Here is a 22,554-nt window from a genome sequence, read left to right as displayed (position 1 = left end):
GGAACTTAAGAGTTTCTGCTTTTTTTATAGCTAGCTCCATTATCGAGAATCTCATCCGTTCATTATCCTTATTTCACCCTGCTTTTTCAGAAGATATATTTGATTAATAATGGTAAACTAACTGTAAAGTTAATTAGCATATGTAGCAGTACCCCAAAAAGAAACCCATATTTAAGACGGGTTAATGATAAAATATAGCCCATAAGAATTTGTGGTGCTGTTAGAATAGGAAATATGAAATACATCCAAACTTCAAGCTCTATAAAGTTGAAAATATGCATAAATGCAAATAGGACGACCGAGGTATGAACTAAAAGGTTTATAGATTTTGTTGTACTGAAAGATTTGTTTTTGAAAATGTAATGAGCTAAACCAAAAGCAGGTAGTGCTAATAAATAACATTCATACCCATACCCTGTTCCCCAAATGGACTTACAAATTGTGATAATAAATATGGATAGACTAAAGCTAATATATTTATATCTTGGGATAAGAGGTAACCTACAGGCTATCTCTTCTATTATAGGAGCAAATATTATTACGGATAATATATATTTTAATGTAGCATCTTCTTTTTGTGAGATGTGTTCAGGAATTAGATCGAATGCATTAAGTAGTATAAGAGGGATCGATATTGGAATAGCAAAAATTAAATAGGTGAATAACAAGAGTAGTAAGCTCTGTACTGTGGCTTTGCTCTTCTCAAATTTACCTGTTCGTATAAAATTTAATAATTCCATTAATTTAAAATATGATGTAGAGTATGAGTTCTTTCTTATTTAAAGCAAATATATGTTTATTATTAAACATATTTCAACGTTAAATCTGCCAAGTTCGTAGGACGAGTTTATTCTATTTGCAAACCCCAAATTTAAAGCCTCTACAACGAAGTTCATCAATCAATCGAGGCAGGGCATATCTTAAATTATCTCTTATGTGATGCAATCCAATATAATGGTGAAAGATGTACGTACAGGACACGAAACCTCCAACGTACAAGCTGTTTTAGATGGTGATTTGGTTGGTTTTATCAAAGCGTATTTGATGGAGTTTGGTGGAGAGAATAAGGACGATTAATCAAACTCATTCATCCGATAAATTATTTACATCCCGAATATTTATCGGATAAATTTTAATAGAGCAGAGACTTCTGGGTTTCTGCTCTTTTTATTTAAGATCTATTTTACAACATAATCCTTATACCAACTTTTAAATTAAAGTTATCTGTATCGAAGCTTGTTGTGGAAGTTTGAATTCCATCTTCAAAATATTTGATTGAGGAATCCTTCAACGAAATATTAGCTTTTTTACGGGTAAAAAAGAAGCCTGATTTCTCTTGAATAAACAAACGATCTTGTTGCTGTAAATTGAATTGATAGCCTCCCATTACAAATAGACTATAGAACTTTTTCAACTTAGTTCTTAGGCCTAAACCAAAAGAAAAACCTTGTTTTTTCTGTCCAACATACAAAGCAATTTTATCAGCTTTAAATTTTTCACCTCCTGCTTTAAAGTTCGATTCCGACTTGAAATCCCCAACATGAATTCCATCTTGAGAAAAGAAATAATTGACACCACACATCAGGAACAATTGCCTTCCTCTGTTGATGATTGGAGTTTCGTATGCAAGTCCCAATGAATTAATAGAAGAAATATTTTTCCCAATAGATTCTTGCTGTGCAAAGTTTATATCAAAATGAGCATTGAATTTATAGCCCACTCTCATTCCAAAAGAAAATTCGGTATAACTGTTATTATCGATTGATTTATTGAAAACAGTTTGGGATGAAGGAGAGTAAGTGATGTTTGCTGGGGCTAAAGATTGACTCGACTTCGACTCAATGTAAATATCAGTATAAGTGTTCGTAAGAACTTTCATTAGTTTTTGCTTAAACTGATAATCTTTAGGAAGATTGTGTTTTTTGTGTAATAAGAAATCTGCCTTGTTTGAACTATATTCCATTAATTTAGTTAAGGAACTGTCTGCTTGAATGAGTGTTTGATCTTTCCAATTCGATTCTTGAATATCCTTAGCCTCTAAAAAAAAGACATCTCTTAATTCTGCTTGTTCTGAAAATGGAATGGGCTCGACACTTTTTGAATTAATATCTGTTGTTAGATATTCGTATAATCGAATTAAATCGGATTGTGTCTTTTTATTGTTAAGATTTTCCTTTGAAGAGATATAAGAAAGGTAATATTTGCCTTTCCAAAACTTGTACTTTAGTTGCTCTTTTCTGCATGTAACGCTTAGTCCAGAAGAAGCTAGATATTTATTTCTTTTTTCGAAACCATAGTCAGAATAGATACATTCGCTATACAGGTATGCTAATGAAGTTATATCCAGATAAAATTTACCCTTAAAACGAACTTTCTGATTCTCTTTAGGTTTAAATTCTATACGATATACGGGTTGGTTATCTAATTTATCTTTATAGATGCTGTAGTCATACTTTTTAAAATCATTAGGTGAGAGATATGAGGCATGACGTTTGACATCATCGGAGTTTAATGGAAAATGCAAACCTCCATACCACATCACCGAACTGTAATTGTGATATAAGGGGTGTTTATTCATCCGACTCTCTACAACTTTAACTTGACCTTCAGAGGTGTTATTATATGGGGTTTTAAAGACATCAACTATAGCCTCTCCAAAATACAAATATTCATCCTTGTCAGGATTATAATACGATTCTCGGTAAAAACCTTTCATTCGAGTGTCAACATCGGGGTAGTTATCTTTGATCTTGCCGTATGCTCGGCACAGTAAAGCTAGCAGAGTATCTTTAGGCATCACAATCACCTCATTTAGTTGAGCGGTATCTTGTTGTAGTTTTACAAGTAGAGGAGTTCTCAATTTATTTAAGCTAATTTCTTTGGTTTGATAGCCAATACTGCTAATACAAAGTTTGCTGGATTGGTCCTTCTTTGGGATCTTTATTTTAAAATCACCTTGACTATTGCTTACGGTTCCCAAATAGCTGTCTTTAATGTAAATACTACTTCCAGGTAAAACTTGGTTAGTTTGATCGGAAACTTTGCCTGTGATGATTGTTTGGGCAAAAGTGTTACAAGAAAGAATTATTGAGAATATTATAATGAAATAGAGTTTGTTCATCTTAGGCGGAATTATAAATAGGGCTTGTCTTGTAGGAATTGATCGACGAAGATATATTAAAAACAAAACATATTTATATGTCAAATTGATTAATTCTATTCACAAACTCCAAATTGATAGCCTTGTTTCTTCAACTCATCAATTAATCGAGGTAATGCATAGCGCATATTTTTTTCTGATTTCAGATGGTTGTGGAAAAGAATAATGGAGCCAGGTCGGATGCTTCTAAGAACCGCTTTATAGCATTCTTCAGGCGTAATATCTTGACGATAGTCTTCACTTAGCACGTCCCACATGATTATTTTATAATCCTTTAAGAGCTTCTTGGCTTGAGAGCGCTTGATCATGCCATAAGGAGGACGGAATAGCTTGGAATCGATGTATTGACTTGCCAAGTTCACATTATCAACATAGCATTGTGTTTGATTTGTAAAACCTCTCAAATGATTGTGAGTGTGATTGCCTACTGCATGGCCTTCATTTAATATTCTATGGTAAATTCCAGGATATTTTCTCACATTATCGCCCACACAAAAGAAAGTCGCTTTCACATTTTTCGACCTAAGAAGTTCTAAAGTCCAAGCTGTCGATTCAGGAATCGGACCATCGTCGAAGGTGATGTAAACCACTTTTTCACCCGTATTATAATCCCATGTCAGGCTTGGAAAGAGCTTCTTTAAAAATTGAGGTATTCTTACGAATCGCATAAAATAAATTGATTTGATCCATCAAAAGTATAAGTCTTGACGGGAAATGCATAAAAAAATGAAGAAATATGTTTTCATATTTAGCTGTATTTGAAGTGATTTTCACTTAGTAAGATGTTAAAAGTTTGAAATTCCCTTGCAGAAATTAAACACTTGTTTAATTTTGCATCAAATTAATCGATATGGAAGACAGTAGATCTAAAATTTTGAATGCATCTGCAGAACTGTTTGTGAAGAATGGTTATGATGGGACCAGTGTGAGACAAATAGCAAAGGAAGCTGGAGTAAATATTGCCATGATCTCCTATTATTTCAAATCCAAGGAAGGTGTCTTAGTTGATTTGATCTCTGATACATCTAAGCAATTAAAGGAGAAAACGGATCATATTCAATCGCTGGATCTTAAACCACGTGAAAGAGTTTCAGAATTATTTCGAACATATGTCGATCATTTTGTTGATCATGACTTGGTGAGTTATGTTTTTGGAACAGAATTGTCTTTAAATCGGAATAAGAATATTGTCGATCTCATTTTATCCATTATATCAAAAAGTCACAATTATATTTATCAATGTATAAAAGCTTGCAAGCCCGATATTGACGATTCGATTTGTAAAATAATGCCAGTGATGATATTGGGGATGGTTAATAAAGCATTATCTACACCAAGAGCGATGGATGTTGCCCTTGGAGATGAGAGTTTTTCCAGCAAAAATAAAAATGAAATAAGAAAGGTTTTACACCTGTTTGTGCAGGATTATATAACTCTGCAATTGGGAAAAGAGTAAGCTATATAGGTTGATTAAACCGCGAAGGAATTTGCGTGTTTTTTTTACATCTTTAAATTAAACAAACGTTTAATTAATGACTTTGAATTTTAAAATGAAATATCTAAATAATAATTTGATGACATCAATACGATTATTGGGAGCCGGATTAATTTTGTCCTTATTCCTATTTAGCTGTAAAGCTAAAACAGAAATTGAAAAGACCGTACGACCTGTAAAAGTTGAGCGAGTAGAGAGTAGGAATAACACGTCTATCCACACTTTCCCCGGAAAAGTAAAAGAATCCAGAGAGGTGAAATTGGCATTTCGAGTTCCAGGTCCTTTGGTACAGCTAAATGCAAAAGAGGGCATGTTCGTAAAAAAGGGTGACTTGTTGGCTGAGATTGATCCCCGTGATTTTAAGGTTAATTTGGAAGCAGCTAAAACCAATTGGCAGCATGCTAAGCAGGATGCCAAGCGCTATCAGGAACTTTATGAGAAAAAATCGATACCAGAAAGCACTAAAGAAAAAGTTGACGTTGCAGCAGCAGTGGCAGAGTCAAATTTCAATAAAGCAAAAAATGCTTTAAACGACACCAAACTTTTCGCTCCTTTCGATGGCTATGTACAGACTAAAATCGTTGAAAACTTCGAAAAAGTTGGAGCAGGTTATCCAATTTTGACCTTACTAGATGTTTCTGTTCTTGAAGTGATTGCAGGTGTACCTGAGAGTATTGTTAGTCATTCTAAGGATTTTAAATCTTTCACCTGTACAGTGAAAAATGGAAAGACAAGAGTTATAGCAGCCAAACTAAAGGAAATCAGTAAAAAAACGGCAGGAAATAATCAGGTGTATCCTATAAGAGTTTACCTAAACAAGGAGGAGGCGAAAAACCTTCGTCCAGGAATGAATGCCAGTTTAAATATTGAGATTAGTGAAACAAGCACTGAAGATGGCTTCGAACTTCCAGTTGCTTCAGTTGTTAATTATAAAGGGAAGAGTATTGTTTGGGTTTATAACAAAAAGCAGCAAGTGGTGAATCAGCGTGAAGTTGAAGTGATTCGCTTGTTGGCTAACGATAGAATTTTGGTTCGTAAAGGTTTAACTGAAGGCGAACAAATTGTGGTCGCAGGAGCTGCTTTTCTGATTGAAAAACAGAAAGTGAAACTCTTGGTTGAGAAGACTAAATCAAACATAGGAGGTTTATTATGAGTATCGCTAAATATTCGGTAAACAACAGAGTTGTTATTTGGGTCGCTATTTTTTGTAGTCTTGTTGGCGGGGTCTTTTCCTATACAAAGTTGGCCAAGCTTGAAGATGCTGAGTTTACTCTGAAAACAGCCTTGGTAATAACATCATATAAGGGTGCTTCACCTCACGAAGTAGAGCTTGAGGTGACCGATATCATTGAGAAGGCGGTGCAAGCAACTCAAGGACTTGATTTTATCGAATCGGAATCAAAAGAAGGCCTATCAATTGTAACTATAGAGATCAACGGAAGTAAGAAAACGGCTCAAATGCCCCAGATTTGGGACGATCTGAGACGAAAAGTGAACGACTGCAGGCCTTATTTGCCACGAACCGCCTATCCGATGGTTTTAGATGATTTTGGTGATGTGTTTGGAGTTTTTCTTTCTCTTTCGGGAGAAGACTACAGTTATGCCGAGCTTCATGATTATTCAGCTATGCTTAAGCGAGAGCTTTTGATGGTAAAAGGGGTCTCAAAGGTTAAACTTTTTGGAACCAAAACAGAAAGTATAGAGATCAATCTCTTGAGTTCTCGAATGGCGAGTTTTGGAATTAATCCGGGACAGGTGATCGGTATCTTGCATGACTTGAATTCCAGATGGGATAATGGACAGATTGAAGTTGATGGACAGAGAATAAAAATTCGCGATAGAAGCAGTTTTAAGACTGTTGAGGAAGTTGGTGATTTGGTGATTCAGGATTACAGCAATCAACAGATTAAGCTTAAAGATATTGCTGATATCAAAGAAGCTTACCAGCAGCCAGTAAAGAATTTAATGCGTTTCAATGGTAAAGAAGCCATTGGTATTGGACTGTCGATGTCGTGGGGCGTTAATGTAATGAACGTTGGTGACGAACTTGACAAACGTATTGAGGAATTAAATACACAACTACCTATCGGTTTGAGTATCGAAAAGGTTTATTTTCAGTCTGATGAAGTGGCTGAATCTAATGGTTTATTCATGACTAATCTTGCCGAATCGGTTGCTATTGTAGTGATTATTCTGCTTCTATTTATGGGAATACGTTCAGGATTGCTGATTGGAAGCGGCCTGATACTTACTATTTTAGCCACATTTATTGTGATGTTGGCTGGTGATATTGCTCTACAGAGGACTTCTTTGGCTGCGATAATTGTGGCTATGGGTATGTTGGTTGATAATGCCATTGTGGTAACCGATGGGGCACTTGTTGCTCTGCAAAGGGGGCATTCCAGACGAAAATCGGCTCTAATGGGTGCTGAATCAACCATTTGGCCATTATTTGGAGCAACCTTGATTGCCATCTTAGCTTTTTTGCCTATTTATATGGCACCAGGAAGTGTTGGTGAAATCTGTAAATCGATGTTTCAGGTTTTAGCTATCTCTCTGGGATTGAGTTGGCTTTTTTCTGTGACACAAAATGTCCTTTTCAGTGATGTTTTCCTAAAAGTGAATAAGAATTCTTTGAATAAAGAGCCTTTCTCAGGAAAAGGTTACAAGATATTCGAGAAGCTTTTAATGAAGGTTTTACGTCACCGTTTAATTTCACTTTCAGCTGTTGTTCTAGTATTGATTGGCAGTTTAATGGTTTTTGGGAAAGTGAAGAAACCTTTCTTTACGGAGTTAACCAAACCTTTAGTAACGGTGAATTATTGGTTACCTGAAGGGACGGATATCTATAAAGTTGAGGCTGATCTGAAAGAGATTGAAAAATATGTGATGAGTATCGATCATGTTAAAAGTGTAACGGCTGCTATTGGAGAGTCATTGCCTCGATATATCTTGATGGCTGAAGTTGTTAAGAACAACTCATCCTACGGTCAACTTTTGGTTAGATCTGACGAGTTTGATAACCTTGAAGGTGTTAAGATAAAAATTGATAATTACATTAATGAAAATTTTCCAGCTGCTCTCTCGCATTCTAAATATTTGCTAGGTGGTCCTCCATTGGAATTTAAGATTGAAGCCCGTTTTATGGGGCCCGATCCTGCAGTATTGCATAGCTTGGCTGAGAAGGCTAAAGATATTATGCGTCATGAAGAATTGGCAATCAATGTTAGAGACGACTGGAGACAGAAAGTGAAGACCTGGGAGCCTCTTTATAATCAGGAAAAAGGACGACGTGCCAATGTAACCCGTCAGCAAATGTCATTAGCATTACAAACGGCTAATGATGGTGCTGTAGTAGGGCGTTTTTATGATGGTGAACAAGCTCAGAGCATTTTGCTTAAAGTTGTAGATGACACCCATGACCAAAATAATCAGTTGCAATACCTACCCGTGTGGGGTGGTGGTGCTTCTGCTACTATTCTCGATCAGGTTCTTGATGGCTCTAAAATGGCTTGGGAAGATCCTGTAATTCGTCGTTACAACCGTCGTCGTTCGATTACAGCACAATGCGATCCAATAAGTTCAGATGTAACAGGAGATCAGTTGCTGGCGAAATTAAAGGATAAAGTTGAAGCGATTCCATTACCTCAAGGCTATTATATGATGTGGGATGGTGAGCATAGAAAGCAAGTTGAAGGAAATAAAAATGTGGGTGCATTTTTGCCATTGGCATTTATCTTGATGATGATTGTTATTGTGATACTCTTCAATTCTTTCCGTCAAACTATGATCATTTTCTTGATGCTACCACTCTCATTTATTGGTGTAGCTAACGGCTTATTTGTTTTTGATAAGGCCTTTGGCTTTATGGCTATTGTCGGATTCCTCGGTTTACTTGGAATGGTAATTAAAAATGCTGTGGTTCTAATTGATCAGATAAATGTCTTACTAAAAGATAAGTCACCACTTGAAGCTGTTGTAGAATCGGCTGTATCGAGAATGCGTCCGGTAATGATGGCAGCCTTAACGACTATCTTAGGAATGATTCCATTGATTAACGATGCTATGTACGGCTCTATGGCGGCAACCATCATGTTTGGATTGCTTTTCGCGACCATCTTAACACTATTCGTAGTACCGCTATTCTTTTGTTTGTTCTACAAAATTAAGATTGTTGATTAATTGAAATGAGATTATAGATGTGAGACAAATTGTTTCACATCTACTAAAAAATAATACAATGCGATATAAAATACTATTAGTGTTTATTGCTTTTATCTGCTTTGCAAAACCCTCTATTTCACAAGAAGTATTGAGTTTAAAGAAGTGTAGAGAGTTGGCAAAAGAACACAATCAGGATGTACAAAATGCAGCCTTAAATGTTGCGATTTATGAGAGTCATCTGAAATCAAATAAAACCAATCAGTTACCTAAACTTGATTTTTCAGCTAGTTTAACTCGCCTGGGAGATCCTCAGGTGACAAAGATGCCAGCTTTTCAGCTACCCAATATGGATGGAAGCCCTAGTGGTGTTCTTTTTCCTGGAGGAACGCTTTACGAAGCTCCTGATAACTTATACAGGCTTAATTTATCTCTGGTTCAGCCTATTTATATGGGAGGAAAGTTGAGAAATTTGAATAAGCTTAGCCAGAAGAATGTTGACCTTTCAAAAGAGAATCTTCGTTTGGAAAAATCGAATCTCTTATTGGAGACTGACGATACCTATTGGACTATCGTTTCTTTAAAGGAGAAGGTGATTTTAACTCTGGAGAGTATTAAGTTCCTTGAAGAGTTTAAAAAGGATATTAATAATCGATATGAAGTTGGTTTGGTCACAAAGAATAATGTCTTGCAAGCTCAAGTGAATCTGAATCATGTGAAATTAGCTAATATTGAAGCCGAAAATGGTGTTGATTTAGCCAATATGTCTCTTTGTAGATTAATTGGTTTTCCTCTTTGGCAAAAAGTTCAGTTAAAGGACTCTATGGTGAATAAAGCGACACTTCCTGACTTTGAAATTGCACACAAAAAAGCTTTGGCTCAGCGACCAGAATTAAAAATGAGTCAACTGGCTGTTGATATGGGAGAACTTGGCGTTAAAATGACAAGAGCTGATCAATTGCCAAGCCTAAATGTTGGCGTGAACTCTTACTACGGTAATCCAAATCATTTTGGAGTTGATGAGGCTGAAACGTCATGGAATGCTTCAGCAAAATTAACCGTTCCAGTCTTTCATTGGGGAGAAAAAAGACAGGCTGTAAAGCGTAGTAAAATTATGCATCAGCAAGCTGTTAATGAATTGGAAAAGAACAGAGATTTAATTGCTCTTGATGTGCAACAATCCTTATATGCCCTTAAGGTAGCCATCTCGAAAATGAGTTTCACTGAAACTTCATTGGAACAGGCGGAAGAAAACTTGACGATTACGAGAAATAACTACTCCGTTGGTGTGGCTTCTGTAACTCAGGTGCTCGATGCACAGGTGTCCTGGCAATCTTCTTACAGCAATTATATTGATGCTAAAATTAGCTGCCAGCAGAAGTATTCAGTTTATCTGAAAGCGATAGGTGAGCTAGATCAAATCTAGGACTCATTTGTATTTGATTACGATATAAATTAAAATGAGGGGATGTATAAACATCCCCTCATTTTTTTTATTCACTTTTTGCGAACTCTTCTTTCTTGTAGAGTTCAACTATTCGTTTCATCTCCCCAAGCAAGGCTTCGTTTCGTCTTCCAGATCTAACAAAATCTGACAAGCTTGTTGGTTCTAAACTTTTATAATAGTCTAGTTCTTGGGTCAATCGTGTATGGATGATATTCATCATCTCCATTGCCGAATCACGTTTACCAAGCTTCAAATAATTCTCAGCCATTAATAGAGCGATATAGTCGTATGAACTGACCTCGTTAGGAAGTAATTCTCTACTTCTGTCTAAAACTTCAATTGCCTTAGCATTTTTATTCTCAGAAATTAAAGTATTTGAAAGGCTAAGGAAGTTATTTCTCAAGTTAAGACACATTCGTTTGATGTTTTCATCTTTATAAATACCTTCTTTATTGATATTACCCCACTTGAATTTCGTCATCATATTATTGAATAGAATATCTGAATCAATTCGGCCAAGATTACTAGCTTTATCCATCGTTTTAATAGGGATTAATCGATAAGCTAAACCTTCTAATTGGAAGTAATCTTGAAGGCCGTAATAACCCGATTTTGGTACGGTTTGGGAGAAGTAAATAGGACGCTTCCAATTGTTGGTTAAAAGAATATCATAAAGAGCTAAACCTGCTTTTTCCATGAAATTCTGATCTAGTTTCCACTCCAACTGAGCCACGATATGAGTCGAATCTTTTACAAATACAGTTTGTGTAGCCAAAACCTGTTGTTTATCGACTGGCATTCTAAATTTTCGAGCTGGAATGTGATCAATTTTCTGATCGTAGCCGTAAATCGTTTTTGTACTTTCCTTGTCAGAAAGGACATATTCCAGAGCGTCTTTTAAATTCAGACCCTTGTTTTTCTCAACCCAAGCCTCAAAACGAGGATCATCTACAATATAAACAACATCACGACTACCCATCAAATATTTTTCCTTTTCCATAGAAATAGGCAAACTCTTTGAATCGTAATTATCTCGTTTCATTTGGTCGATATACCAATCTGTTGAAAGGTAACTTAGATTACAAACTCGAACATCGGTTCTGATACCTTCAACTTCCTGTAGATACCAAAGTGGGAATGTGTCGTTGTCGCCCATGGTAAATAAGATTGCATTGGGAGCGCATGAATTAAGGTAATTATAGGCCAAGTCATGAGCGAAATAACGATCAGATCGATCATGATCATCCCAGTTTTGTTGTGCAAATAAAGCTGGTACAGCTAAGAAGCAAAGAGATGTGGAAAGGATTAAACTCAATTTAGGAGTCAGGTATTTTTCCATCCCATTAATTACTGCTAGTACACCAATTCCAATCCAAATTGCAAAAGCATAAAATGATCCAGCGTAAGCGTAATCACGCTCGCGAGGTTGCAAAGGAGGTTGATTTAAGTATAGAACAATGGCTAATCCTGTAAAGAGAAAGAGTAGAAGAACTACAAAGAAGTCATTTTTCCCCTTTTTACTGTGTTTGTATTGATAAATGAGACCTATAAGCCCCAAGATTAATGGTAGGAAATAGTAGGTGTTGTTGGCTTTATTCGACTTCATATCATCAGAACGCAGCGATTGATCTCCTAATCTGAGATTATCGATGAAAGGAATACCCGAAATCCAGGCACCCTTTGTTTTATCTCCATAGGATTGCACATCATTCTGACGTCCAGCAAAATTCCACATGAAATATCGGATATACATGTGGTTAATCTGATAGGAAAAGAAAAAGTTTAAGTTCTGTGCAAAGCTTGGCTTTTCCTTTTGTTTAGGATTGAGTCCTGTCCATTTGGCATATTCTACTGGAGCGCGCCCCGACATGCCTTTGGTGTACATTCTAGGGAATAGTGTTTTATGACTCGAGCTATAATTGTTTTTTTCTAATTCATAAGAGAGTTCATATTTCCCATTTTTCTGGATATAAACTTTTTTCGATACATGACTTGGATTCTCTTCATCAGTAGGAGCATTAAAATATTGACCATAAATCAATGGGTTCGATCCATATTGTTCTCTGTTAAGATAGGACAGAAGAGAGAAAACATCCTTAGGATTATTCTGATTCAGAGCTGGATTTGCAGACGCCCTAATCATAATTAGGCTATAAGATGAATAACCTATAAGTATGACACTTATAACTGTAAGAACTGTGTTTAATAGAACTTTTTGACGCTTGATGCTGTATCGAATAGCGAAAATTAGTCCGATGAAAAGAAGAAGTAAATAGAATAATAAACCTGTATTAAAGGGTAGAGAAAGCCCATTCACAAAGGCAAATTCGAACCAAATTCCAACTTTTAAAACTCCAGGAATAATCAGATACATGATACTTGCTAAAAAAAGGATAGCAGCTGATAAAGCTATAAGGATACCTTTTTTTGTAACTGGATATTTTTTGAAATAGAAGAGAATAACGATAGCTGGAATTGCTAATAGATTCAATAGGTGAACACCAATGGATAAGCCCATTAGGTAGGCAATCAAAATTAGCCATCGATTTGCATGTGGGGAATCAGCTTCGCTTTCCCACTTAAGAATAGCCCAAAATACGACTGCTGTAAACAGTGATGAAAGCGCGTAAACCTCTGCTTCTACGGCTGAAAACCAAAAGGTGTCTGAGAATGCATAAGCTAGGGCTCCGATGAGACCGGCACTCAATATTTTACCTGTTTGTACTAAATTATATTGACCGTTTTCAGATTTAACGAGTTTTCGAGCCATGTGTGTGATACTCCAAAACAGAAACATGATGGTAAAGCCTGAAGCAAGTGCAGAAAGACCATTAAGCATTAAGGCAACTTGAGATTCGTCTGATGCAAAAAGAGAAAATAATCGCCCAAGTAACATGAAGATGGGTGCTCCCGGAGGATGTCCAATTTCCAATTTGTAGGCAGCCGTTATAAACTCGCCACAATCCCAGAAACTGACTGAAGGTTCAAGTGTAAGAAGGTAAACCAGAGCTGAAATGGAAAAAACCAACCAGCCCCCAATAATATTTAATTTTTGGAATTTTGACATGTGAAGATGAGTTAAAATTATGTCAACGAATTTAGGGAAATAATTATGAAGCTCTTATAACGATTGTGTGAAAAAATGTAAAATGATTGGTTATCTCATCTGCTGAAAAATAGAACTATAGATAAACTTCGTATTTAAGAATGAATCTAAATATTGCTTCGATCGATATTTTTTTTCATAGCGCTGAATGTTCTTCAGCAGGTGTTGCTTGGCCATTTTAAAACACAGAATGTGAAAAAGAAAAAGAATTGTTTAAATCTTAACGTCAAGTTTGTTTTTAATACGGTTTTCGAAAAGGTTTTCGTAACTATTTAGAATGAGTTTAATCAATAGTGAAAAGATTATAATTCTTTCTGATAAGAAAGGCTAGTGTGCAGATTAGTAAGTCTTTTATGCACCGAAAATAAAATTATCTTTGCTGCATGGATTTACACTTAAATAGGTGTAAGTGACTGTTAAGAAATGCTTTGCAATTAATTAAAAAACAAATCCTGTGATGAACAAGATAATTTCATTTGAAGAAGCTGTTGCCAAGATTAAAGATGGTATGACTATCATGATTGGTGGCTTTTTATCGGTTGGAACTGCCAACCAAATGGTTGATGGCATTGTTGCCTCGGATGTTAAAAATTTAACAATCGTTTGTAACGATACTGCATTTGCCGATAAGGGCTTAGGGAAATTGATTGCAAACAAGCAAGTTGCCAAGGTTATCACTTCATATGTGGGAGCGAACTCTGCTTCAATCGAGCAAATGAATAACGGTGAACTAATTGTTGAGTTTAGTCCTCAGGGAACTTTAGCAGAACGTGTACGTGCTGGTGGTGCTGGTCTAGGTGGTGTATTAACTCCAACTGGATTGGGAACTATGGTTGCCGAAGGTAAGGATATCGTTACAGTTGATGGAAAAGAATTCATCCTTGAGAAACCCTTACGTGCTGATGTTTCTCTAATCGGAGCGAGCATGAGTGATACACATGGAAACCTAACTTACCGTGGAACATCACAAAACTTTAACCCATTGATGGCAACTGCTGCTGACTTAGTAATTGTTGAAGCTGAATCAATTGTTGAAGCTGGAACATTCAAGCCTGAAGAGGTGAAAACGCCATCTATCTACGTTGACTTCATTGTAAGAGCAAACTAGATTAAAGCGTGTTTGAGGCTTGAAAACGTTCATATTTATTTGACTATTTAAACAAAACATACAAACATTATACTATTATGGGACAGGTAATTATAAGAGTACGCATGAGTTCACACGATGCTCATTATGGTGGAAACCTTGTTGATGGTGCTAAGATGCTTCAACTTTTTGGTGATGTAGCTACTGAGTTATTGATTCGTCGTGATGGCGATGAAGGTTTGTTCGCAGGTTACGAAAGCGTTGAGTTTTTAGCTCCTGTTTATGCTGGCGATTATATCGAAGCAGTAGGTGAGATTATCAAAGAAGGTAACTCAAGCCGTAAAATGAAATTCGAAGCTCGTAAAGTGATCGCTCCTAGACCTGATATCTCTGATTCAGCTTGTGATTTGCTTGAAGAGCCAATCGTAACATGTCGTGCAGTTGGTACTTGTGTAACACCAAAAGCTAGCCAACGTAAATAATATTTGATTCTATTGATATGAGTCGGGAATGACGACCAAGAAATTACCGACTAACTAATTTTATTTCATTCTCGACTCATATTTTAAATACTTAAGCCATGGAAAAGTTAATTATCACTGCCGCTATTAGTGGTGCCGAAGTAACAAAAGAGCATAACCCTGCTGTTCCATATACAGTTGAAGAATGTGTTCGCGAAGCTGGATCAGCTATTGAAGCTGGTGCTAGTATCATTCACCTTCATGTTCGTAAAGACGATGGTACACCGACTCAAGATAAAGATCGTTTTAAGAAAGTAATGGATGCGATCCATGCTCAATATCCTGATGTAATTATCCAACCTTCTACAGGTGGTGCCGTTGGGATGACCAATGACGAAAGACTTCAGCCTACTGAGTTGAATCCAGAAATGGCAACTCTTGACTGCGGAACATTAAATTTTGGTGGTGACGAAATCTTCGAAAACACTGAGAATACCATTAAGTATTTCGGTGAGAAAATGATTGAGAGAGGTATTAAGCCTGAACTTGAGGTTTTCGATAAATCGATGATTGATATGGCTTTGCGTCTTGGTAAAAAAGGATTCATCAAATCGCCAATGCATTTCGATTTTGTGATGGGTGTCAACGGAGGTATCTCTGGAACACTTCGCGATTTCAACTTCATGCGTGGTAGTATTCCTGCTGATGCAACTTACACAGTTGCTGGTATTGGTCGTTTCGAATTCCCATTAGCTGCAGCTGCTATCATCGATGGTGGTCACGTTCGTGTTGGTTTCGAAGATAATACAATGATCTCGAGAGGCGTTGTTGCTGATTCGAATGGTCAATTGGTTGCGAAAGTAGTTCGTTTGGCTAATGAATTTGGTCGCGAAATCGCAAGTCCAGCAGAAGCAAGAGAGATTTTAGGTTTAAAAGCAAGATAATATACAATGTGTGATTAACGATTAGTAATTGTCAATTACTAATTATAAATCATTAATTACTATACTGATGAAAGCAGGAAACAAATACGGAACTCACAGAGTCCTTGAACCAAAAGGAACACTTCCACAGCCAGCTATTAAGTTGGACAATACAATGTCAATCTATGACAATGAGGTTTTAATTGATGTTCAAACATTAAACATCGACTCAGCAAGTTTTACTCAAGTAAAAGGTGCTTGCGATGCGGATACTGCCAAGATGGAAGAAATGATTCTTTCGATTGTTAGTGAGCGTGGTAAAATGCAAAACCCAGTAACGGGTTCTGGTGGCATGTTGATTGGTACAGTTAAAGAAGTTGGACCAAATTTCCCAAATCAAGATCTTAAAGTAGGTGATAAGGTAGCAACTTTGGTTTCTCTATCTCTTACACCGCTTAATATCGATAAAATCACGAATATTAATCTATCTAACGATCAGGTTGATATCGATGGCCAAGCGATTCTTTTCGCTTCAGGTTTATACGCTGTTCTTCCATCTGATTTACCAGAGAAATTAGCTTTAGCTGCTCTTGATGTAGCTGGTGCTCCTGCTCAGGTTGATCGTTTGGTTAAGGAAGGCGACACAGTTTGCATCATCGGTGGTGGTGGAAAATCAGGTGTACTTTGCTGTTACCAAGCAATGAAAAAAGTTGGTCCTAAAGGAAAAGTTATTGTTGTTGAGTATTCTAAGGAGAATGCCAAACGTATTACTGATCTTGGTTTAGCTACTGACGTAATTGTAGGTGACGCAACTGACGTAATGAATGTTTACACTGAAGTAACTAAGATTTGCGGCGAAGTTGGTTGTGATGTAGTTATCAACAATGTAAACGTTGCTTCTACTGAAATGTCATCAATCCTGATCACTAAAGATCGTGGTTGTGTGTATTTCTTCTCTATGGCAACTTCTTTTTCTAAAGCAGCTTTAGGTGCTGAAGGAGTTGGTAAAGATGTTGATATGATTGTTGGAAACGGTTATGCAATTGGGCATGCTGATCTAACACTTGAAATCATTAGAGAATCAGCAGGAATTAGAGAATTATTTGAAAAGTTATACGTGTAGATTATAGAATTGAGATATGAGTATCGAGTATCAAGATCTAATTTTTGATACAACAGAGAATTTCTCCTTGATACTTGATTCTAAATCTTGAGACTAAAACAAAATATGATGATTGAAAATAAGGGACGTAAGGAAATGTTTCCACAGGTTACAGACGAGCAGTGGAACGATTGGAGATGGCAAGTAAGAAACCGTATTGAAACTCTAAAAGATCTTAAGAAATATATCAACCTTACTGCTGATGAAGAAGAAGGTGTTAAAAAGTCACTTGCAACATTGCGTATGGCTATTACACCTTATTATTTATCTCTAGTTGATGTAAATAACCCAGAATGTCCTGTTCGTAAGCAGGCTATTCCTACAGCTTTGGAAGTTCATCACGCTGATGCTGATCTTTTAGATCCATTGCACGAGGATGAAGATTCTCCAGTTCCTGGCTTAACTCACCGTTATCCAGATCGTGTATTATTCTTGATCACTGATATGTGTTCAATGTATTGTCGTCACTGTACCCGTCGTCGTTTTGCAGGTCAGTCTGATGCCTCTACACCACAAGATAATATCGAGAAAGCAATTGAGTATATCAGAAACACACCTCAGGTTAGAGACGTTGTTCTTTCTGGTGGTGATGCTTTATTGATTGGTGATGATAAATTAGAATATATCATCAGCTCATTACGTGATATTCCTCATGTTGAGATTATCCGTATCGGTACTCGTACGCCTGTTGTATTGCCACAGCGTATTACTGAAGGATTGGTTAACATGATTAAGAAATACCATCCAGTATGGCTTAATACGCACTTCAATCACTCTGATGAGATGACTCCAGAGTCTAATGCAGCTATTGCTCGTTTAGCTGATGCAGGTGTACCTTTGGGTAACCAGTCAGTATTATTGAGAGGTGTTAACGACTGTGTTCACGTAATGAAGAAGTTGGTTCACAACTTGGTAATGAACCGTATTCGTCCTTATTACATTTATCAGTGTGACCTTTCTATGGGACTTGAGCACTTTAGAACACCAGTTTCTAAGGGTATCGAGATTATTGAAAGTCTTCGTGGTCATACCTCTGGTTTTGCAGTTCCTACTTTTGTAGTTGATGCTCCAGGTGGAGGTGGTAAAATCCCAGTTATGCCTCAGTATGTTGTTTCTCAGAGTCCTTCTAAAGTGATTTTGCGTAACTTCGAAGGTGTAATCACAACTTATACCGAACCTAAAGGTTATACTGAAGATTGTCACTGTCCAGAATGTTCTGATCACAAACAACCAGAAGGTGTAGCTTCTCTTCTTGATGGTAGTAGATTGGCAATTGAGCCATCTTTATTGCAACGTAAAGAGAGAAATAAAAAAGCTGAATGCCTTTTATAAAGGAAATAGAGAAATACAGAAGTCTGTCTATTGTTGGACTTGAAAAAAATACCGGGAAAACCGAGTGTTTGAATTATGTGCTGTCGCGATTGAGCGGCAGCACTAAACAAATTGCACTCACTTCCATTGGTGTTGATGGAGAGAATACCGACATGGTGACTCAAACTCACAAACCCGAAATTGAGGTTTATGAGGGGATGATTTTTGTGACTTCCGAAATGCATTATCAGAAGAAAAAAATACTTGCTGAAGTTTTGGATGTCAGCTCACAATCAACCTCTTTAGGGCGATTGGTGACGGCAAAAGCAATATCAGGCGACAAAGTGATGATCTCGGGTCCGGCTAGCAGTGCAGCTGTTAAGGACCTAATCTCACAAATGAAAAACTTTAATGTTGATATTACCCTGGTTGATGGGGCTTTATCTCGAAAAAGTTTGGGATCACCAGCTGTAACCGATGCCATGATTTTGGCTACAGGAGCAGCACTTTCGTCTAATATCCCACAACTGGTTTATAAAACCAATTATACCTACGACCTCATTAGTTTGGAGGCTGTAGAAGATGATTTTAAAGAACGTCTTTTGCCAATTCAAAAAGGGATATGGGCAGTTTCTGAAGAAGGAGAGCTATTCGATTTGGAAATTGAATCTGTTTTGTTGATTGAAAAAGCTAAGGATAAACTCTTTACACATGGATGTCGTATTTTTGTAAACGGTGCGATTACCGATAAATTTTTGAACTTTTTAAGAGTTCAGAAACAGATTAAAGACATTGAAATTATTGTTCGGGACTTTACGCGAATATTTGCCACCCCCGAAACCTATTATGCTTTTTTAAAGCGCGGAGGACGTATAAAAGTGCTCCAAAAGACCAAGTTGATAGCGGTTTGCATCAATCCGGTATCACCCGATGGTTATTGTCTGAATTCAGATGAATTAAAGCAAGCAATGGAAGATAAACTGAAGTTGCCAGTTTATAATGTAAGAGAATTAAACGGGCACAGAGCGGAGACGAATTGTGAGTTAAGAATAGATCGATAAATGAAGTTAAGAACTGCCATATCTCAAGTAAAAGGCCTTCAACATTTGGTGGAGACTATGCAGCTGCAATCCAGTTTAGGAAAGCGCTACTTACTTGACACGTACATGATGTATCAGGCCAATGAGATCAATCAGGAACTTGATTTGGTCAATCGTATTTATTCAATTTTAGGAGGAAAAAAGTCAGGGCTGATTAGTAAAATTCAGACCAAACTCATGCAGGTGCGTGACATCAAAGGAAGTGTTAAAAATATCAAGTCGGACCTAGTTTTGGATGATATTGAGCTTTTCGAGATCAAATCTTTCGCATTGGTATCTTACGAGATACTTAAACTTCAAAATGAGTTTGAAACCACATTGATTGAGATTCCGGATCTGAATCCTATGATCTCAATTTTAGATCCTGAAAACAATAGAATACCATCTTTCTTTATATACGATTCCTATTCTAATGAGCTTGCAAAAGTTCGAAAGGAAATTAAAGAATTAAAGGTAGCGATTAAAGCTGATCCAGATATGAATGCTGGACAGAGCTTGGAAGCTTTACAAAGCCAATCAGAAGAAATTGAAGCCATAGTAAGAGCTCAGATTTGTGATAAGCTTCACCCTTATGCGAATGATTTGGAAAAAGCTTTAAACCAAGTGGCACATCTCGATGTGATTGTTGCTAAAGCTATTCTTGCAGACAATCTAGCCTTCACACGAGCTCAGATCACAGAAACTACAACAGAATATAAAGCGATGTTTCATCCTCAAATAAGAGAAACATTGGCTTTATCAAATAGAAAATTTCAAGCGATTGATATCAAATTGAATCACTCAGTTTGTTTTATAACAGGTGCTAATATGGCTGGTAAGACAGTTATTTTGAAAACCTTAGCGCTTTGTCAATACCTTTTGCAGTTTGGTTTCTTTGTGCCAGCTAAATCGGCCCATATCTCTTTAGTCCATCGAATTTTAGTTTCAGTTGGAGATGATCAATCAGAACAAAATGGCTTATCGTCTTTTGCTTCTGAAATGGTGAAGATTAATGAGATGGTTGAGGCATCAATTAAGAAAGAGAATGTTTTGGTTCTAGTTGATGAATTAGCGAGAACAACGAATCCAACAGAGGGGAGAGCCATTGTGAATGCAGTGGCTGAGATTTTTAAGGAGAATAAAACCTTATCGGTAATCACAACCCATTACAGTGGACTGAATAAGGATTGTCGTAAGTTGAGAGTGAAAGGTTTGGATAAGGAATTCAAACAAGGTGAGATTACTAAGAATAATATAAACGATTATATGGATTATTCCTTGATTGAAGACGATGCATCAAAAGTGCCACATGAGGCCCTTCGTATCGCTGGGATATTGGGAATAAATCAATTAATTATTGAGAAAGCGAATAAACATTTGCTTAAACCTGAAGGGGTTGAGATTAAAGAAAAAGAAACAAAATCATATATCTAAACATAGAACAAAAATGCAAAGGAGTAAACTAGGTCTTGACTTTGATAAAGTTAACTACGCAAAGGGCGTTTCGAGAAAAATTGCTGATGACGTTCAGGAGTTTGTGGAAAGTTACACAACTGTATCTGTAGAGCGTACCTTGTGTCGTCTTTTGGGGATTGATGGTGTTGATAACAATGAAGTACCACTTCCTAATGTTGTTGTTGATGAAATTAAGGACAAAGGTGTTCTTAACCAAGGGGTGATGTATTTCTTAGGAAATGCAGTAATTGAAGCTGGATTGAATCCTCAACAAGCTGCTGAGAAAATCTCGGCTGGTGAGTTGGATATTACTCAATTGCCATCTCACACTGTTGAAGAGGCTCACGAAGCTCTTAAGCCATATATCAACGATTGTATTGATAAAATTAAGGCTCGTAAAGCTAAGAGAGATAACTATATCGAAACGATTGGTGAAGGTCCTAAGCCTTACTTATACGTGATTGTAGCGACTGGTAATATCTACGAAGATGTTATTCAAGCAGAAGCTGCAGCTCGTCAGGGTGCTGATATTATTGCTGTGATTCGTACAACAGGTCAGTCATTACTTGACTATGTACCTTATGGTGCGACTACTGAAGGTTTTGGTGGTACTGTTGCGACTCAGGAGAACTTCCGTATTATGCGTACTCACCTTGATAAGATTGGTGAAGAAGAAGGCAAATACATCCGTTTGTGTAACTACTGTTCTGGTCTATGTATGCCCGAGATTGCTGCCATGGGTGCCTTCGAAGGTTTGGATGTGATGTTGAACGATGCTCTTTATGGCATTTTGTTCCGTGATATTAACATGCAGCGTACACTTGTCGATCAGTATTTCTCAAGAGTATTGAACGGTTTTGCTGGCGTAATCATCAACACAGGTGAAGATAACTACCTAACAACTGCTGATGCATTCGACGAAGCACATACGGTATTAGCTTCTGACTTTATCAACGAGCAGTTAGCTGTTCTCGCTGATCTTCCAGAAGAACAAATGGGATTAGGTCACGCCTTCGAAATGGAGCCAGGACTAGAAAACGGTTTCCTTTACGAGTTGGCACAAGCGCAAATGACTCGTGAAATTTTCCCGAAGGCACCACTTAAGTATATGCCTCCTACAAAATTCATGACAGGTAATATCTTTAAAGGACACGTACAAGATGCTTTGTTTAATCAGATTTCAATCTGGACTGGACAGGGAATCCAATTATTGGGTATGTTGACTGAAGCGATTCACACACCTTTAATGTCTGACCGTTACCTTTCTCTTGAAAATGCAAAATACATTTTCAACAATATGAAGAATATTGGTGATGAGGTTGAGTTTAAAGAAGGTGGTATCATTCGTACAAGAGCACAAAAAATTCTTGGTGATTCAATTGAATTGCTTGAGAAAATTGAAAAAGAGGGTATGTTTTCTGCACTTGAAAAAGGGATTTTCGCTGATATTAAGCGTCCAATCAATGGCGGTAAAGGTCTTGATGGTGTTGTGGAAAAAGGAAACAACTACTTCAATCCTTTTGTAGCTTTAATGAAGAAATAAATGTTAGATTCTAGTCTTGAAATCTGATATAGTTTTCGATTTCAAGTCTAGCATTCTCAATTGTTTTTTAAAGATAAATCAAAATTGCACAAAGAGTTTGACGATCAATTTTGTTTTTGAGATGTATAACTTCTCAAAGCGACACAATCTGAAATCTCTGATCT

At 36.9% G+C, this 22,554-nt stretch carries 16 protein-coding genes and 1 pseudogene; 13 read left to right on the top strand and 4 right to left on the bottom strand.

Features of this window, described 5'->3' with window-relative positions; all coding sequences use genetic code 11:
- Positions 1-86 precede the first annotated feature (86 nt).
- Complete coding sequence (locus ACXR6G_RS05015) at positions 87-740, bottom strand: hypothetical protein (protein WP_458360305.1); 654 nt, start codon at positions 738-740, stop codon at positions 87-89.
- Positions 741-924: 184 nt separating this feature from the next.
- Here ACXR6G_RS05015 and prfB point away from each other — a divergent pair.
- Positions 925-1,077, top strand: a pseudogene (gene prfB, locus ACXR6G_RS05010) (peptide chain release factor 2); the annotation flags it as partial.
- Between the two features lie 106 nt (positions 1,078-1,183).
- On the opposite strand, the gene ACXR6G_RS05005 reads toward prfB, so the two are convergent.
- Entirely contained in the window at positions 1,184-3,121 is a 1,938-nt protein-coding gene (locus ACXR6G_RS05005; RefSeq protein ID WP_458360304.1) for a carboxypeptidase-like regulatory domain-containing protein, read from the bottom strand.
- A gap of 95 nt (positions 3,122-3,216) precedes the next feature.
- On the bottom strand, positions 3,217-3,828 hold the full coding sequence (locus tag ACXR6G_RS05000) for a polysaccharide deacetylase family protein (protein WP_458360303.1): 612 nt from the start codon (positions 3,826-3,828) through the stop codon (positions 3,217-3,219).
- Between the two features lie 182 nt (positions 3,829-4,010).
- Here ACXR6G_RS05000 and ACXR6G_RS04995 point away from each other — a divergent pair, with 182 nt between their 5' ends.
- The 4 genes from ACXR6G_RS04995 (at position 4,011) to ACXR6G_RS04980 (ending at position 10,242) form a co-directional block, all read left to right on the top strand.
- On the top strand, positions 4,011-4,616 hold the full coding sequence (locus ACXR6G_RS04995; protein WP_458360302.1) for a TetR/AcrR family transcriptional regulator: 606 nt from the start codon (positions 4,011-4,013) through the stop codon (positions 4,614-4,616).
- Positions 4,617-4,734: 118 nt separating this feature from the next.
- Positions 4,735-5,808: an efflux RND transporter periplasmic adaptor subunit gene (locus ACXR6G_RS04990; RefSeq protein WP_458360301.1), complete on the top strand. Its 1,074-nt coding sequence runs from the start codon at positions 4,735-4,737 to the stop codon at positions 5,806-5,808.
- Entirely contained in the window at positions 5,805-8,837 is a 3,033-nt protein-coding gene (locus ACXR6G_RS04985) for an efflux RND transporter permease subunit (RefSeq protein ID WP_458360300.1), read from the top strand. The genes ACXR6G_RS04990 and ACXR6G_RS04985 overlap by 4 nt, the downstream gene beginning before the upstream one ends.
- A gap of 58 nt (positions 8,838-8,895) precedes the next feature.
- Positions 8,896-10,242: a TolC family protein gene (locus ACXR6G_RS04980; protein WP_458360299.1), complete on the top strand. Its 1,347-nt coding sequence runs from the start codon at positions 8,896-8,898 to the stop codon at positions 10,240-10,242.
- A 67-nt stretch (positions 10,243-10,309) separates the two neighbouring features.
- Here the strand turns inward: ACXR6G_RS04980 and ACXR6G_RS04975 are convergent, their stop codons facing one another.
- Positions 10,310-13,330: a protein O-mannosyl-transferase family gene (locus tag ACXR6G_RS04975; protein ID WP_458360298.1), complete on the bottom strand. Its 3,021-nt coding sequence runs from the start codon at positions 13,328-13,330 to the stop codon at positions 10,310-10,312.
- 496 nt (positions 13,331-13,826) lie between these two features.
- Between ACXR6G_RS04975 and ACXR6G_RS04970 the strand changes: the two genes are divergently transcribed.
- From ACXR6G_RS04970 to kamD, 8 genes are all read left to right on the top strand, one after another.
- Positions 13,827-14,477 (top strand): CoA transferase subunit A, encoded by a 651-nt coding sequence (locus ACXR6G_RS04970; RefSeq protein WP_458360297.1) that lies wholly within the window; start codon positions 13,827-13,829, stop codon positions 14,475-14,477.
- Positions 14,478-14,554: 77 nt separating this feature from the next.
- Positions 14,555-14,938, top strand: coding sequence for a 3-aminobutyryl-CoA ammonia lyase (kal, locus tag ACXR6G_RS04965; RefSeq protein ID WP_458360296.1), 384 nt, complete (start codon positions 14,555-14,557; stop codon positions 14,936-14,938).
- A 98-nt stretch (positions 14,939-15,036) separates the two neighbouring features.
- Positions 15,037-15,861 carry a 3-keto-5-aminohexanoate cleavage enzyme gene (kce, locus tag ACXR6G_RS04960; protein WP_458360295.1) on the top strand — a complete coding sequence of 275 codons (825 nt, stop codon included), beginning with the start codon at positions 15,037-15,039 and terminating at the stop codon, positions 15,859-15,861.
- 67 nt (positions 15,862-15,928) lie between these two features.
- Complete coding sequence (gene kdd / locus ACXR6G_RS04955; RefSeq protein ID WP_458360294.1) at positions 15,929-16,963, top strand: L-erythro-3,5-diaminohexanoate dehydrogenase; 1,035 nt, start codon at positions 15,929-15,931, stop codon at positions 16,961-16,963.
- A gap of 108 nt (positions 16,964-17,071) precedes the next feature.
- Positions 17,072-18,334 carry a lysine 2,3-aminomutase gene (gene kamA, locus ACXR6G_RS04950; RefSeq protein ID WP_458360293.1) on the top strand — a complete coding sequence of 421 codons (1,263 nt, stop codon included), beginning with the start codon at positions 17,072-17,074 and terminating at the stop codon, positions 18,332-18,334.
- Positions 18,322-19,374 (top strand): lysine 5,6-aminomutase reactivase subunit KamB, encoded by a 1,053-nt coding sequence (gene kamB, locus ACXR6G_RS04945; RefSeq protein WP_458360292.1) that lies wholly within the window; start codon positions 18,322-18,324, stop codon positions 19,372-19,374. The genes kamA and kamB overlap by 13 nt, the downstream gene beginning before the upstream one ends.
- On the top strand, positions 19,375-20,826 hold the full coding sequence (kamC, locus tag ACXR6G_RS04940) for a lysine 5,6-aminomutase reactivase ATPase KamC (RefSeq protein WP_458360291.1): 1,452 nt from the start codon (positions 19,375-19,377) through the stop codon (positions 20,824-20,826).
- Positions 20,827-20,839: 13 nt separating this feature from the next.
- Positions 20,840-22,390 (top strand): lysine 5,6-aminomutase subunit alpha, encoded by a 1,551-nt coding sequence (gene kamD / locus ACXR6G_RS04935; protein WP_458360290.1) that lies wholly within the window; start codon positions 20,840-20,842, stop codon positions 22,388-22,390.
- The last annotated feature ends 164 nt before the right edge of the window (positions 22,391-22,554 follow it).

This window comes from Ancylomarina sp. YFZ004, assembly GCF_054254355.1.
Note: the sequence above shows the minus strand (reverse complement) of the source record. Positions and strands in the feature narration are given on the sequence as shown.

Coding starts and splice junctions, on each gene's coding strand:
- kamA (WP_458360293.1), top strand. CDS start 17,072: ATGATTGAAAATAAGGGACGTAAGGAAATGTTTCCACAGGTTACAGAC.
- kamC (WP_458360291.1), top strand. CDS start 19,375: ATGAAGTTAAGAACTGCCATATCTCAAGTAAAAGGCCTTCAACATTTG.
- kdd (WP_458360294.1), top strand. CDS start 15,929: ATGAAAGCAGGAAACAAATACGGAACTCACAGAGTCCTTGAACCAAAA.
- ACXR6G_RS04985 (WP_458360300.1), top strand. CDS start 5,805: ATGAGTATCGCTAAATATTCGGTAAACAACAGAGTTGTTATTTGGGTC.
- kce (WP_458360295.1), top strand. CDS start 15,037: ATGGAAAAGTTAATTATCACTGCCGCTATTAGTGGTGCCGAAGTAACA.
- ACXR6G_RS04970 (WP_458360297.1), top strand. CDS start 13,827: ATGAACAAGATAATTTCATTTGAAGAAGCTGTTGCCAAGATTAAAGAT.
- ACXR6G_RS04990 (WP_458360301.1), top strand. CDS start 4,735: ATGACATCAATACGATTATTGGGAGCCGGATTAATTTTGTCCTTATTC.
- ACXR6G_RS04975 (WP_458360298.1), bottom strand. CDS start 13,330: ATGTCAAAATTCCAAAAATTAAATATTATTGGGGGCTGGTTGGTTTTT.
- ACXR6G_RS05015 (WP_458360305.1), bottom strand. CDS start 740: ATGGAATTATTAAATTTTATACGAACAGGTAAATTTGAGAAGAGCAAA.
- ACXR6G_RS04995 (WP_458360302.1), top strand. CDS start 4,011: ATGGAAGACAGTAGATCTAAAATTTTGAATGCATCTGCAGAACTGTTT.
- kamB (WP_458360292.1), top strand. CDS start 18,322: ATGCCTTTTATAAAGGAAATAGAGAAATACAGAAGTCTGTCTATTGTT.
- ACXR6G_RS05005 (WP_458360304.1), bottom strand. CDS start 3,121: ATGAACAAACTCTATTTCATTATAATATTCTCAATAATTCTTTCTTGT.
- kamD (WP_458360290.1), top strand. CDS start 20,840: ATGCAAAGGAGTAAACTAGGTCTTGACTTTGATAAAGTTAACTACGCA.
- kal (WP_458360296.1), top strand. CDS start 14,555: ATGGGACAGGTAATTATAAGAGTACGCATGAGTTCACACGATGCTCAT.
- ACXR6G_RS04980 (WP_458360299.1), top strand. CDS start 8,896: ATGCGATATAAAATACTATTAGTGTTTATTGCTTTTATCTGCTTTGCA.
- ACXR6G_RS05000 (WP_458360303.1), bottom strand. CDS start 3,828: ATGCGATTCGTAAGAATACCTCAATTTTTAAAGAAGCTCTTTCCAAGC.